This window comes from Spiroplasma chinense (assembly GCF_008086545.1).
Lineage (GTDB): Bacteria > Bacillota_I > Bacilli_A > Mycoplasmatales > Mycoplasmataceae > Spiroplasma_A > Spiroplasma_A chinense.
In genome coordinates, this window is record NZ_CP043026.1 from 85,875 (window position 1) to 101,845 (window position 15,971).

General features: G+C 25.9%; 10 protein-coding genes and 1 pseudogene. 10 read left to right on the top strand and 1 reads right to left on the bottom strand.

What is annotated here, in order from left to right:
* Positions 1 to 10: 10 nt before the first annotated feature.
* The gene (locus SCHIN_RS00425) at positions 11 to 601 is read right to left on the bottom strand and encodes an IMPACT family protein (RefSeq protein WP_166507676.1); all 591 of its coding nucleotides are present in this window, start codon (positions 599 to 601) and stop codon (positions 11 to 13) included.
* 519 nt (positions 602 to 1,120) lie between these two features.
* Between SCHIN_RS00425 and SCHIN_RS00430 the strand changes: the two genes are divergently transcribed.
* From SCHIN_RS00430 to secA, 10 genes and pseudogenes are all read left to right on the top strand, one after another.
* The gene (locus SCHIN_RS00430) at positions 1,121 to 1,687 is read left to right on the top strand and encodes a hypothetical protein (RefSeq protein WP_166507677.1); all 567 of its coding nucleotides are present in this window, start codon (positions 1,121 to 1,123) and stop codon (positions 1,685 to 1,687) included.
* A gap of 17 nt (positions 1,688 to 1,704) precedes the next feature.
* On the top strand, positions 1,705 to 3,474 hold the full coding sequence (locus SCHIN_RS00435; RefSeq protein WP_166507678.1) for a hypothetical protein: 1,770 nt from the start codon (positions 1,705 to 1,707) through the stop codon (positions 3,472 to 3,474).
* 22 nt (positions 3,475 to 3,496) lie between these two features.
* Complete coding sequence (locus SCHIN_RS00440; RefSeq protein WP_166507679.1) at positions 3,497 to 4,228, top strand: ATP-binding cassette domain-containing protein; 732 nt, start codon at positions 3,497 to 3,499, stop codon at positions 4,226 to 4,228.
* Positions 4,221 to 5,990 (top strand): hypothetical protein, encoded by a 1,770-nt coding sequence (locus SCHIN_RS00445; protein WP_166507680.1) that lies wholly within the window; start codon positions 4,221 to 4,223, stop codon positions 5,988 to 5,990. Before SCHIN_RS00440 ends, SCHIN_RS00445 begins: the two co-directional genes overlap by 8 nt.
* A 778-nt stretch (positions 5,991 to 6,768) precedes the next feature.
* Entirely contained in the window at positions 6,769 to 7,845 is a 1,077-nt protein-coding gene (locus SCHIN_RS00450; RefSeq protein WP_166507681.1) for a hypothetical protein, read from the top strand.
* A 19-nt stretch (positions 7,846 to 7,864) separates the two neighbouring features.
* Entirely contained in the window at positions 7,865 to 8,596 is a 732-nt protein-coding gene (locus tag SCHIN_RS00455) for an ABC transporter ATP-binding protein (protein WP_166507682.1), read from the top strand.
* Positions 8,589 to 10,358: a hypothetical protein gene (locus SCHIN_RS00460; RefSeq protein ID WP_166507683.1), complete on the top strand. Its 1,770-nt coding sequence runs from the start codon at positions 8,589 to 8,591 to the stop codon at positions 10,356 to 10,358. Before SCHIN_RS00455 ends, SCHIN_RS00460 begins: the two co-directional genes overlap by 8 nt.
* A 53-nt stretch (positions 10,359 to 10,411) precedes the next feature.
* On the top strand, positions 10,412 to 11,044 hold the full coding sequence (locus SCHIN_RS00465) for a hypothetical protein (RefSeq protein ID WP_166507684.1): 633 nt from the start codon (positions 10,412 to 10,414) through the stop codon (positions 11,042 to 11,044).
* 247 nt (positions 11,045 to 11,291) lie between these two features.
* Positions 11,292 to 12,725 (top strand): hypothetical protein, encoded by a 1,434-nt coding sequence (locus SCHIN_RS00470; protein ID WP_166507685.1) that lies wholly within the window; start codon positions 11,292 to 11,294, stop codon positions 12,723 to 12,725.
* Between the two features lie 152 nt (positions 12,726 to 12,877).
* Positions 12,878 to 15,712, top strand: a pseudogene (gene secA / locus SCHIN_RS00475) (preprotein translocase subunit SecA); the annotation flags it as partial.
* Positions 15,713 to 15,971 lie beyond the last annotated feature (259 nt).

Genomic DNA, 15,971 nt, shown 5'->3' on the forward strand with positions numbered 1-15,971 from the left:
TTTATACCTCTTAAAAATAATCTCATTTGTCATCTATTACGCTAACTAATTTATTTACACTTTCTAACTTGCTTAGTTCTTCTATCAGAAATGTGAAATAGACAAGATTCTGATCAAAATGCTTAACAATATTTTGGACTTTTAAAGTTCTCAAACAATTCAAAACCGCTTTTTGGTTTTGAATTTCAAACTTAATAGTAACTAAATGTAATAACTCTAATTTTTTTGTTGTAATAGTTTTTAAGAGTTGTATTGCACCGTTGCTATACGCTTTTTGTAATCCACCAGTTCCAAGTTTAATTCCACCAAAGTAGCGAACACAAAAAATTATTATGTTTGTTAGATTGTTAACTTCAAGTAACTTAAGTAGAGGTTCACCTGCAGTCCCGCTTGGTTCACCATCATTGTTGTACCCGTATTGATTACCGTCTGTTCCAATTTTGTAAGCTCAGCAATTATGTCTTGCATCATTTCTTTTGTACTTGTTAATAAATTGGTCTAGATCCTCTTTGGTGTTGACAACACCAATGTAAGTAATGAACTTAGATTTTTTTATTGTTTCTTCAAATGTGTAAACTTTGTTTTCACTTAAGACCTTCATAAAAAAACCACTTTCGTTACATATATATTCTACACACTAGTTCTCTAAAATGAAACACTTATTCGCTAATTTTTTATAGTAATCTCCATTAAACTTTGTATATCTAAACATGTTTGCTTGGCTTTGTATTTCGTAATATTGTAATTATAAACAAAAAAAGGGAGGCAATCCCTTTTTTTTGTTATGTCGCTCCGCGCAACCTTCTTTGTCCTACTATAACCTGTGGTTAAGTACCCAACTACATATAGCTGATTAATTTAATAATACCATATAATTTTAAAAAATCATATTTTAAATTTATTGTCAATAGGCATTGGAGTAAAAACTTATTTAAAAGTTTTACTCTTTTTTTTGAGCCTTTAGCTGTAAAAAAAACAAAATAGGTCATTAAAACCTTTAAATTTAGAATTTTTACTTTATAGTTTTTAATTTGCCAGAGAATATAATTTAGTTGAAGGGAGAAAGAATATGAAAAATACATTTTTAAAGTTAGCATCCGTTTTTTTAGTGACAGGTTCAATGGTGCCTACCATTAATGAAATAAATAATAATTTAAAAGTAGATAAAAATATAGCTAGATATGGAACAACCAGTATTTATATTTCCAAATCTCACCCATATTATGTGGGTTACTGAGGAAAAGGTGTTGTTAGAAGGAATACTGACCATGAGGCCTTAAATTTAAATATCAATTTAAAAGGAGGACTTACTAATGCTCAACTATATAGTTCGTTAATTACATTTGTTTTTGCATCATGGGGTTGAAACTTAAGTAGCGAAGCAAAGGGTCTGGTTAGTCCTGCGACTCACACTGTTACTGTAAGTTATGCGGATTGATATTTTGGTACTAGTAAATACTCAATAGGTACAATGTTGAGATTTGACTTGCCCAGACTTATTCAAAAAGAAACTAATTATATTTCAATGATTCAGCAAAATTATTTCAAGTTGGATACAAAAGAAAATATTTTACATGCAACAATTTCATCCATTGTCGAGACATACGTAAAGTCTTATAATTCTGGAAATAACAGAGGAACAGCTTATTATGGGCTGTCCAAAATCGATTTTAAATACATCATTTAGCTATAAGGGGTAGAGTAATGAGAAAAATTAATATTCCGAAAAATGTTTTTAAAATGGCAAAAATTAACTTAAAGATGGTTACACTAAGCAAAATAAATTTTGCTTTCTTAGGTGTAATCCTTTTTGTAAATTTTGCCTTTTCAGGCATCTATATATTTTTAAATTTTAACAGAACTAATAACGCTGATTATTCATATGTATTTGCAATAGAAAATGCATGTATATTATTTTTATTTTCTTTATTTTCAATCTATTGTACATCTAGGATTTATTTTTCAACAGAAAATAAAAGTTACCAGCTTTTGGAAAGACAATATGGTTTAAAAGGTTGAGTGTCATTTTTTGTAAGATACTTTCTAATTTTCGTCTATTTGTTGACAATAGTTTTCATATACTTTTTGTTGCAAACAATGTTAACTCAAATTAATGGGGTGAAAATATCTTTTCCTTTAATTAGTGCGCCTAAATTAAATCTAATTTTATACAGTATATTAGTTTTGAATGTTTTTATACTTTTAACATTAATTGTTAAAAGCTTGGCGGGTTTATTTTTAACTACATTATATATATTGTCTTTAATATTTGGACCTATTGTAACAGCTGCTTTAAAAGATGATTCACACCCCCAAAACCAAAGGGTAGTAGAAGAACTTACTTTTAAAATAAATATTGGTAAACAATTTGTTAAGTATTCAGAAAAAGATAAACTAAATCTTTATGATGGAAGTTATGAGCAACTTTTTATGTGATATGAAGATGAATATTACTTTAAAGACTTTAATCTAATGTCAAATTTAAGTAGTTTTTATCCTTATCAAGGATCAAATGTTGTGGATGCAATTATTTATAATGATGAACCTTTAAATTTCTACTTAGCTTTTTGGATGGGACAAACTTTAAATAGAAATGAAAATAATAAATATTTACTTGGATTTAGTGATAAGTTATTACAAGCTCATTTAGACTTAAAAACTTCTATCGAATCTATAGAAAGAAAAACAAATGTCACATGATCTCAACTACCTTATTATGAATGAGTGGAAGATGAAAAATATGTTCCTATTAATTTTAAAAAAACTTTAAAACAATTAAGAAAAACAACCTTTGGTAAAAACTATAAAAATCTATTACAGTTTATTGAACTTAATTTAGATGATTTATTAAATTATAGAGACCCTTTTAGTGATAGATATCCTTTATTTTTTTCAACAAGATTTATTGGAGGAAGTGTAATTGATACTCCTAAGAAAAATGAATTATGAGAAAAATATATTAATAATACAAATGAAGAAGTTAATGATTTTTATAAAGCATATCCAGAGTTTCTTGTAATTTCTCAAGTATTAAATATTGGTTTAATGAATTCTTATGCCATTTATACAGGAGCTCTTAACTTTTTTGAAAACAATTCATTACAATTTTTTTCTTTAGACTATTATGATAAAACCCTTTCAAAAATTAAAAGTAGAAGTTATGCTAATTACTTTAACTACTCTTCTTATTTAAACACTTCTTATTACAATGGCATTTATTCAAATGCATATTTAAATCAAACTTATCAATTCTGATGATTAGAACCAAAAAATTATTATGTATTAAATGATGACTTATTAATTAGTAACTGGAAAAATAACTCCTTATCTACAAAGTCATCAGTTCTTAAAAATGATTTGAAATTAAAAAATACTCAGATTGTAATATTTGCTTACGCTTTATTTATTGCTCAAGCTAGTCTAACTTTGTTGATTAGTTTTGTGATTTACAACAGAAGAAATATTGAAATATAAAAAATCAAAAGGAGAAATAAAAATGATTAAAATTGAAAATTTATCTAAAAAATATAAAGCATTTAGTTTATCCAATGTAAGTTTTGATTTTTTAAAAGAAGATTTAATTGCTTTTGTTGGAGATAATGGTTCAGGAAAGACCACAACCATAAAGTTAATTTTTAACTTAATAAAAAAAGATAATGGTGAAGTTTACTATAACAATGATAAATTACATACTAATTCTAATTTATCAAAAATAGCATTTTTTCCAGATTCAAATAACATACCTTTAGAACTTACAATCATCGAGTATATGGAATATATAGCAGCCATCACTGATGTTGAAAAAGAAGAATTCATTATAAGATCTGAGAATATTTTTAAAATGTTAAACTTAAAAGAAATTAAAAAGAAAAAACTAAAACAATTATCTGGAGGAATGAAAAAAAGAGCTGTGATGGCTGGGATTTTAATTTCAAAACCTGAATTTATAATTTTTGATGAACCTACAGCAAATCTTGATGTTGAGGCAAAGATTGAGTTTATTGAACTTATAAAAAAATTACATGAACGAGGAGTTGGCATTTTAATTACCAGTCATATTATTGATGAACTTCAATCAATTGCTAACAAACTTATAATAATTAAAAGTGGAAGTATTGTTTATAATGAAGCTTTTGATAACTCAAAATCAAGTATAAAAGAAATATATTTGAAATTTAAAGATAAAAGAGAATCAAATCTTAAAGAGTTGGATAAAATTTATGAATAGTTTAAGGATGAATGTATTATTTTCTTGATTGAATTTCAAATTTATTTTTAAAAGTATCATTAACTTTGTTTTTCTAATCTCAATATCAGTTTTATTTTTCACGTTTTTGGGTCTTTATAGTTCTTATGATTTAAAAAGTGATTTTGAAATAAAGTATTACAAACTAATTTCAATTGAAAATACTTTGACTGCAATTTTGTTTGGTTTCTTTTCAATTATTTTAGTAGCAAAAGTTTATGTAACACCAGAAGCAAAAAACAGATATCTTATGGAAAAGCAATACGGTATAAAAACTATTAAATCTTTTGGCTTAAGATATTTGACCATAATTATGTATTTGTATTTAACTATTTTTGCATATTTTATTTTACAAATATTTACAATCCCTTTTATTGTTGCAACCAATATTTCAATAAAGATGATAGTAGTTCCAAAACTTAATTTACTTATTTTCTCTCTTTTAACTTCAAGTTTATCACTTATCTTTTTAACAATTTTTAACTCCTTTTATGGAATAATTGCTGCTATCACTTTAATTTCCTTTATGAGTTTAGGATCTATTTTTTCAGCCTTAGTTAAAGCTGACTGAAAAAATAAAAATGATATCATGTTAGGAGAAATAACTTATAACATAAAATTAGGTCAAGAATTTTATAAGGCGGCTGTTAAAGATGGTTTTAATTTTTATAGTGAGGATTATCATCTTTTTAAATTAAATGAACAAGATGAAAATTACTATTATAAATATTTTGAAGGTTCTGAAAATCTATCATCATTTTATAAAAATAAAAATATTGGCAATATTAAAGCTGATTTTTCAAATTTCTATGCAACTTTTTTAAAAGGACAAAATCTAAACAGAGATATTTTAGAAAACAACGGTGAAGTCAAATTTATTTTAGGATTTGATTTACAATATTTAACTTTTTTCAACGAATTAAAAGAGTTTTTACAATCTAAAGACTTAATGTCAAATTTAAAATGACAAGATACACCAAGTTACAATGATATTTTAGAGATAAAACCTATTAAATTTGATTTAACTAACTTTGTATTGGAAATCAAAAAAAGTGAAATGATGAGTCGCTATAAAAATTTAATTTTATTTATTGAAAAAAATTGAAATTCACTTTTAAATAAAAATTATAATAACATTTTTAAATATAAAGTTTTTGAAGAAATAAATGTTTTACCAGAAGGTGACAACATTGAAGAAAAACTTTGAGAGAGTAGTGTTTTATTTCAAAACAAAGAAGTAAATGATTTTTACAAGAAGAACCCTGAATTCTTATTAATAAGTCAAATACTAAACAAAGGTTTTGTAAATTCATTTAATATCAATTTTTTAAATCATGTAATTTATACAGATAGGGTTAGAAATTATGTAATCACTTTAGATGAGTATGATAAATACTTAAAAAACAATAAGACAAGTCAATTTATAAATATTTTCAATCTTAATGGTTATCTTAACTCTCAATACTTTAATAATTTTGAAAAAGCCATTTTTTTAAATCAAGTACAAGGGTTATGGGATATAAAACAAACTAAGTACTTTGATATTAGAAAACAAATAAAGTCAAATGATTATTGAAGTCAAGAACAAGATTGAGTAGATACCACAAGATCAATTTTTAGTGACTTTGGAAAACCTAAAAATTCCAATATTCTTATTTACATCTATGGTTTTTATCTTTTTGTTTTTACAATAGCTTCATTATTATCTTTCTATATTTTTTTAAAAAAAAGAGAAGTTTGGTAATTAAATTTAGAGTCTGCAATGTGATAAATGTTGGCAATTAATATTGAGTGGTTATAAGGCTTTTTTTCTATTGTATAATGATAAAGAAGTAAACGTTGAAAAAAACTTCTAACAATTATAACTATAGTGCTTTAATTTTGGGATTCTTATGTTTATCTAAAAAACCCCAATAAATATAAATCAAGAATTAGATATTTTGTTAGAAAGGATGAACGCTTTGAAAATAATCTATAATAATAATTTTTTACCTATTTTTAAATTAAATGCAAAAAGAACATTTTTAAATAAACAAAATTGTATCTGACTTGCATCTTTCTATATGTTTTACGCAATAATGTTGTTATTGTTTTTCTCTCTAGGAAGTCTTGATAAATCAAATGAAAATTTTTGAAAGCTTTTAAGTTTCGAAAATATATTTAGTTATATTTTCATTTCATTATATAGTGGTTTTATAATGATAAAACTTTATTTTTCCAGCGAAGCAAAAAGTTATTTACAAATTGAAAAACAATATGGTTTTAAGATATGAAAAACCTTTGTTGTAAGATTTTCTTTATTTTTTTGTTATATGTTTATATTTATATCAATAAAATTTTTACTATCTTTTATACTTACATTAAAATATGATCTTAGTTTTATAGTATTATATTTTTCCCTGCCAAATTTTAATTATTTATTAATAATCTTGTTTATTTTCAGTATAGCTTTTATAACTTTATTTTTATTTAATCAACTATTAGGTCCTCTAGTTTATGCATCTATAGCGGTTTTACTTTCTGTGGGCCCAATAATTTCAAGTGCTATGAAAACCGAAATTGACCTTATGAATGTCAATTCTGTAAATACTCTACTTTTTAATGCACAAATAGGTAAAGATTTTTACGATGCTATTAAAAAAGATGGATTGACATTATATTCTGGAGAACAAAATCAACAACTCTTTAAAATGGATGAAGACTCAGAATTTTATTATTCATATTTTGAAGAGTTTTTAGATACAGAGCCAGCTGAAAATTTTATACGTATATCAATTGAAGAAGATTTGTATAAACCTTATACATTAGGCCAAGCTTTAAATAAAAATTCTATAAACGGAGAAGATAAATATGTTATGGGTTTTGATAAAAGTTTTTTGGATATGTTTTTTTCACTTCAAGATAGTGTAAAAGACTTAAATGTTAGTACAGAAAAAGCAAAACAGTTACCGTATAAAGAAATTGTAGAATATTTAAAAAAACAGGAATTTGGAGAAAAATATAAACACTTGTTAAGTTTCGTTCAAGAACATAATGAAACCATTAGGGGTTATGTTTATGATGAAATGTTTAATCAAGATGAGTATGATGAAAACAATTCATACAAAAAATTTTATATGGACAACCCCTCATTTTTGATTATTTCTCACACTCTGATTTTTGGATTTAAAAATTCCTTTGCTCTTGACAGTCGCTTTTTTCGTTTTACTTTAAAAGATGAAACAACTCGTAGAATGAGTGTAAGTGATTATTTTGATATAATAAAAGAGTCTAGGAAAAGACAAATATTAAACTACTTTAATTTTAATAAGTATCTACAATTTCAATATACCAACCAAATTAAAAATGGGGAATATTTATATTTGGTTTATGGCTTTTGAGATAGTGAAATAATTGAATATTTTCAAATATCTCAAGACGCGATGAATAAAGGTGCAGACAATGAACCCTTAGATACAAGAAGCTCCATTTATTCAAAAGATTTTGAAACCAAAAAAACTTATATTTTAGTTTATGTTTATTCGATCTATTTAATAAAAATAATTTTAGGCTTAGTAATTTCTTTTATTCTTTTTAAGAAAAAGAGTTTTAGAGATTAAAAAAGAAAGAAGGGTTAAAATGATTCGTATTGAAAATTTAACAAAAAAATATAAAGACTTTAGTATAGAGAATATATCTTTTCAGATCTTAAAAGATGAACTAATAGCTTTTGTTGGAGATAATGGTGCTGGTAAAACAACCACAATTAAAGCAATTTTCGATTTAATAAAGAGAGATGGGGGAGAAATTTATTATAATAACGAAAGTTTATTTTCAAATTCTAACTTAACAAAAATTGCTTTTTTCCCCGATTCAAATAATATTCCCTTAGAATTAACCGTTTTAGATTATATGGAATATATTGCTGCAGTTACAAGTTTGGGTAAAAAAGAGTTTTATGCTAGATCTGAAAACATTTTGGAAATGTTAGAATTTAGAGATGCTAAAAAGAAAAAGTTAAAAAATTTATCTGCAGGTATGAAAAAGAGAGCTGTAATGGCAGCTATACTAGTTTCTAAACCTGAATTTATAATATTAGATGAGCCAACAGCTAATTTAGATGTTGAGGCAAAGATTGAATTCATAGAACTAATTAAGAAATTACATGAAAAAGGTGTGGGTATTTTAATTACAAGTCATATTATTGAAGAATTACAAGAAGTTGCTAATAAATTAATAATAATTAAAAAAGGTAAATTAGTGTTTAATGAAAAAATAGATAATAAAAATATAAGCATTAAAGAAATTTATTTGAAATTTAAAGATGATAAAGAATCGAAGCTTGGTGGTTTAGACAAAATTTATGAATAATATACAGTTTAAGTATTTATTTAAAATTTCAAAAATTAATTTTAGATATATTACTAAAAATTATATAAACTTAGCATTCTTATCATCGTTTGCGATCATTTTTATAATTTTTTCAGCATTGTACTTAAAAATAAATTCTAAAGAAAGTTATGACACTGTTTATTTAAATTTATTGGCTATAGAAAACACTGTTGTATATTCATTTTTTGGTTTCTTTGCGGGATTTCTAACAATTCAAATGTTTTTCTCAAAAGAAGCTAAGAATTATCAAATTCTAGAAAAACAATATGGTTTGAAAGTTTATAAAAGTTTCTTAATAAGATATTTATCATTAATGTCTTATGTCATGATGGTAACTTTATTATATATTTTATTAGAAGTTATGGTAATTTATCTAGGTCTTGGAAATGGAGATTTAGCAAAAATAATTGCCTTGTCAAAATTTAATTTACTAATTTTTATACCTGTTATATTTGGGGTTACTTTTATTCTTACAATACTTGTAAAGAATGAAATTGGAATAATGTTAACTGTGATATATATTTTGTTTGTAAATATTGGACCTCTTTTTTCGGCTATATTAAAATCTGAATCTGCAAGAAAAAATGATATTTTAATAGGTGAGGTAAATTTTAATATAAAAGTAGGTAAAGATTTTTTTGAAGCCTCACAAAGAGATGAATTAAATCTTTATGATGGAAAAAGTCACTTGTTTAAACTGAATAAGGAAGATGACAAATATTATTATAATTTTTTAAATGATTCAGAATTATTAACTAGCTTTAGAAATTTTTCAACCTCTAACGAAATAAAAGTTGATTTTAGGAATGTCTATTATACATATTTATCGGGGCAAACTTTAAATAGAGAATATGTGGGAGATGATGTTAAATATATTCTTGGTTTTAACAAAGAATATATTAATTTCTTTATAGAATTACAAGATTTTTTACAAAGTAGATCAAGATATGTTAGTTTTAGTTGAGAAGAAACTCCTTTCTTTGTAAAATCTTTTCCTCAAAAATTAAAGAAGTTTGATTTTAATAAATTGATCGATGAATTAAAACATTCAAATCTGAACACCAAATACCCCAATCTAATAAGATTTGTTGAGCAATATTGAGACTTTATCTTAAATTACAACCTAAATGAGTTATTTTCTTATAAGCTTTTTACAGAAGATGGTGGAGTTGATTCTAAAGGAGATGAGGTTTGAGATAATTTTGTTTTAACACAAAATGAAGAGGTTAATGATTTTTATAATGAATATCCTGAATTTTTACTTTTATCACAAGTGATAAATATAGGATTCATAAATTCTTTTAATTTGAATATTTCAAAATACAATATATCATCTTCAAAAAATGTTGATATAGCTTTTGAAATTGATGAATATAAAAAAATGTTAAACAAAAATAAAGTTAATCAATTTTTGAATTATTTTAACTATAATAGTTATTTAACAGGTCAGTTTTTATCTTCAAATAAAGCAACTCTAGCTTTAAATCAATTAAAGAAAACATGAACTTATTCTTCTGTTAAAAACTTTGTTATAAATGAAGAAATGTTAAATAACCAAACAGATCTTGGATATGATTATGATTTTATAAATACTTCAGAATCAATATTTTCAAAATCTATAAAGGAAAAACATACAAACATATTGATATACATTTATAATGTAAATTTTGCTTTGATGGTTGTTTTGTCTGGTTTAAGTTTTTGAATATACGTTAAAAATTCTAAAAAAGATTGAAATTAAGAAAATATTTCCAATTTAACTAAATTATTATATAATGTAGTTGGAGGTGGATTATGAAAAAACTTATTACTGTTTTAGCAAGTACATTATTAACTATAACTCCAATATCAGCTTCTTCGGGGGCAATTAAAGAAGAATACCAAGTTAACAATAAACTAAGGGTTGATTCTAGAAGTGTTATTAAAAAAACAATTTCATTAAATAGAGGAGAAACACACGATGTTGGCCCTAGAGACACCAAAGGCAGTTTAACCTTTAGACCAAATAAATCAGCAGATTTTTTTATAGATTTAAAAAATATAGGGCTTACAACACAACAATTATATAGCTCTAAATTTACTTTTAATTTTAATAGTGTTTATTGAGATTTAAGAAGTGATGCCAAGGGTTGAGTTATTCCGAACCCTGAAAGTTTTGAAGTTTCTTATCTGGAATGGTATACAGGACAGTCGGATCACTCAATAGGTAAGATGCTGGTCGTTGACCTACCACAATTAATTAAAAAAGAAACTAATTACATATCTATGATTCAAACAAACTTATTCCTGCTTGATGAAATAAATAGGGTTGTATATGGCAATATTTTCACTACAATTACAACCTATATTAAATCTTATAGTTCAGGAAATAATACCGGAACAGTATGATTCGGAATTAATAGTATAGATATTGAATATTTTGCTTAATAACAAACAGCACTCACTTGTGAGTGTTTTTATAAATAAGGCGGTGAACAATTTGGAAAACAAAAATATATTTAAGTTTTATACACTGGCAAAAATTAATGCCAAAAGATTATTTCTTAATAAGTCTAATTACATTTCTTCAATAATTTATTTAGGTTATTTTTTGGTTTTTTATTTATTGTTTTTATTTAACGGAGGGGCAACTAAAGACAATGCAGCTTTTTGAAAAATACTCGCTTTTAAGAGTATGTTTTCGTATATTGCATTAAACGTGTATCTTGGTTATTTTGTTTTAAAAATATTTTTCTCAAATGAAGGTAGAAATCTTTTAACTATTGAAAAGCAATTTGGAATTAAAGAATGGCAATCATTCTTAGTAAGATATTTTTTAGTTGTATGCTACATATATTTATTTATAGGATTGGAATCTATATTGCTACTTTCGTTAGCGGTGAATTTTGATATTTCCTTTATTGCGGTTTATGTCGCTTTGCCTCATTTAAACTATTTATTATTAGTGTTATTCATTATAAGTATTATTTTTATTTTAGTAATTTTATTTAGTAAAGTGTTAGGGACAATTTTTTACACTACTTTAATGGTGTTAACAGCATCAAGTCCAATACTATCAAGTGCTTTAAAATCAGAAAATAATTTTGAACACGTCAGAAGTGTTGATGAGTTTTTGATTAATATAAATTTGGGTAAACAGTTTTATAGGGCAGCAAAAGATGACAACCTGACCCTATATTCCGAAAATGCTCAACAACTTTTTGGTGATTGATCAAATCCATTTTATTATTCTTATTTAGGCGATGATGGTTCCTTGATGGGGTTGAATAACTTTAATGAAAATGCCATGAAAAAATTTGATGAAAATTTATGAAAGTCTTATTTTTATGGTCAAACCTTAAATAAAAACTTAATTAATGACGAAGAAATTTATATCATGGGATTTGATCCAAGTTTTTTAGACATGTTCTTATCGTTAAAAGAAACTTTAAAAGATATGAAAATAAATAAAGAATTGAATGGTTATTTACGAGTTGTTAATACTGTAAATGAATTAAAAAAGACAAATTTTGGTTCTAAGTATAGAAACTTAGTTAGCTTTGTTGAAAAAAACTATGAATTATTCCAATACAAAGAGAACGACTTTAAAATAGATGACAACAATTCGGAGAAAGAATTTTACCAAGAACATCCTGAATTTTTACAAATTTCAAGCTTATTTACACAAGGTTTTACAAAGTCATGAATGATAGAAATTGGTGATATTTTTATCATTGATCAAAATTCAAATACAAGAAAAATGAATTTAAATGATTATTATGAAATAATTTCAAAATCTAAAAAACGTCAATTTTTGAATTACTTCAACTTTAGTAAATACTTACAATTTCAATATTCAGATCCTTTATACACTAATCAATATTTAAGTTCTGTATATTATTTCTGAGATCTTGAAATTACTAAATACTTTAAGGTCGAAGAAAACATGTTATATAATTCTGTTGCAAATTCTAATTTTTTAAACACAACCTCATCAGTTTTTGATAGTGGAGTTGAAGTTAAAAAAACAAATATTTTAGTTTATGTTTATAGTATTTATATAATAAAAATACTTATCGGATTTATTGTTTCTATTTTTCTTTTTCAAAAGAAAAGTTTTAGAAATTAATAATATCTAATTAAAAAAGAAATCTAAAGATTTCTTTTTTAATTAACATATATTTTTTTGAAGGGTTTTATACCAAAAAGTGTTAAAAAACTATATAATTATTTTGTTTATGATTTAGTTTAAATCATTTTTTAAGAGAGGGAGTTGCTTAAATGGCACGCGATAAAGGCATAATTAAAAAACATGCAAAAATAGCAGATTTAATAATTGCAAATGATGCAAAATATAGTGGTTATACTGATGAACAATTGAAAGCAAAAACAGATGAATTTAGAGAAAGACTTGCAAATGGAGAAACTTTAGATGACTTACTAGTAGATGCATATTCTGTAGTAAGAGAAGTTGCTTATAGAGTTTTAGGAATGAAAGCATTTAAAGTGCAGTTAATTGGGGGTATTATTTTACACCAAGGAGATATTGCAGAAATGAGAACAGGGGAAGGAAAAACTTTAACAGGTCTTTTCCCAGGTTACTTAAATGCACTTTCAGGACAAGGGGTTCATGTTGTTACAGTTAATGAGTACTTATCACAAAGGGATAGCGAAATAAACGGACAAGTTTATAACTTCTTAGGTTTAACTGTAGGGTTAAACGGAAGAGATTTATCTAAGGATGCAAAAAGAGCTGCATATGCTTGTGATATTACATATACTACAAATGCAGAACTTGGATTTGATTACTTAAGAGATAACATGGTTTATGCTTTTGAACAAAAAGCTCAAAGAGCATTAAACTTTGCAATTATTGATGAGGCTGACTCAATCTTGATTGACGAAGCAAGAACACCATTAATTATTTCTGGGGGAAGTCAAAACAGAATTAACATGTATATGGCAGCAGATGCTTTTGCAAAAACTTTAAAAGAACCTGAAGATGTAGAAATAGACTTGGAATCAAAACAAGTATATTTAACAGATCAAGGAATTCAAAAAGCACAAAAATACTTTAGTGTTGATAGTTTATTTGATGTAAGAAATACAGAGGTATTCCACTTAATTATGAATGCCTTGAAAGCAAACTTTACATTCAAAATTGAAATTGAATATACTGTACAAGACAATGAAATTGTATTGATTGACCAATTTACAGGTAGAACAATGCCGGGTCGTGCATACAGTGATGGATTACAACAAGCATTGCAAGCAAAGGAAGATGTTTCAATTGAAGAAGAAACTTCAACATTAGCTACAATTACTTACCAAAACTTCTACAGACTTTACAATAAACTTTCAGGTATGACAGGTACTGCTAAAACTGAAGAAGAAGAATTTATCAAAATTTATAACACAAGAGTTATTGTCTGTCCAACAAATAAACCAATCATTAGGGTTGATGAAGCAGATTTAACATTTGGAACAAAACATGCAAAACTTAAAAAAATGATGGCAGACATCAAAGAATTAAATGATGAAGGTAGACCAATCTTGATTGGTACAACAAGTGTTGAATCTTCAGAACAAGTTGCTCGTTATTTAGAAAAGGCAAACTTTAAATTCGAAATGATTAACGCCAAAAATCACCATAGAGAAGCTGAAATTGTTGAAAAAGCAGGACAAGTTAAAGCTATTACATTGGCAACCAACATGGCAGGACGTGGAACTGATATTAAACTGTCTGATGAAACAAGAAAACTTGGTGGGTTGTTTGTTATGGGAGTTGAGCGTAACGAAGCTAGACGTATTGACAACCAGTTAAGAGGACGTGCTGGACGTCAAGGTGATCCAGGTTCATCAAGATTCTATATTTCTATGGAAGATGACTTGATGGTAAGATTTACAGCTCCAAAAGTAAGACAAATGTTCTTAAGACTTGGAGATGAACATATTAAGTCAAGAATGTTTACAAGAGCTATTACAAATGCTCAAAAGAAACTGGAAGGTTTAAACTTTGATCAAAGAAAAAATGTTCTAGATTATGACAATATTTTGAGTCAACAACGTGAAGCTATGTATGCTCAAAGAGATGACATTCTTTTACAACCTGATTTAAAAGTTGTATTAGCAAAATTCCAATACACAATGGCATTTGAAACTATTGAAGAATGTAGTGAACTTGTTCGTGGTGAAAGAACAGTTGACGTACCAAGATTAATTCAAGTTTTAAACAAAGACTTTATTATTCCAGGTTCTTTAAAAGAATCAGATATTATTGGTTTAGAAAAAGGTCAAATGGCAAAATTAATTCAAGAAAAAATGATGGAACTTTATGTTGCAAAAACTTCATCAGTTCCTGAAAACGTAGTTCATGAACTTGAAAGAAGAACTATTTTACAATCATTTGATAAATATTGAACACGTCACATTAACTTAGCACAAAAACTTAGAAGTGGTATTTACTTGCAACAATATGCTCAAAATAACCCACTTCATGAATATGTTGAAGAGTCTTCAAAACTATATAATAGAATGAAAATTTCTATTGCCTTTGAATCAATGGAAAGATTGTTGAACTCATTTAACACAGCACCTCAAGAGCAAACAATTAATGTTGAAAAACCTCAAGAGAGAAAAGTTATTAATGTAACAGAAAAAGATATTGACCAAATACTTACTGAACTTGGAATTGATAAAAGAGAATTCTCAAGACCAAAAGTTCAAGAAAGATTAGTTGAATTAAGAGAACAATTTAAAGATGATTCAGAAATGCTTAGAAAATTAGATCTACAAGAACACGTTCTTGGAGGATTGATGGACAAGTTAGATAACATGTTTGAAAAACAAAAAGGCATGATGGGAGAAATCTCAAAAGAAAAAATCGATCAAGTAGTTGAAAGATTTGGACTAACTGGAAAAGCATTTACAGCTGAAGAAGTAAAAGGTTCATTTGAAAAACTAATGGAAGAAACTCCTGACGAAGAAAAAGATGAACTATTAATTCATTCACAAATTTTAATGGCTATTGCAGAACAATTATCAAGAGCTAAAGAAAAAATTGAAAAAGCTGCAAAAGAAGAAAAAGCAGAAAACAAATCTGAGACAAATATGAAAGCTCCAGATTCTGTTAAAGAAAAAGAAATTGTTAAAAAACCAGAAGCGAAAGGTGACGAATATATTATTCGTGACAAAGATGGAAATATAACAAAAGTTATAAAAACAAATCCTGATGGAACAATTAACCAAGATGAAACTGAAGATACAGAACAAGTTGTAACTAAAGTTAAAATAGGATAAACAATACTAAAAGTATTGTTTTTTTATTTTCCTTTTATTTAGTCAAACAAAAGTTATAATAAAGATAAGAGTAAAG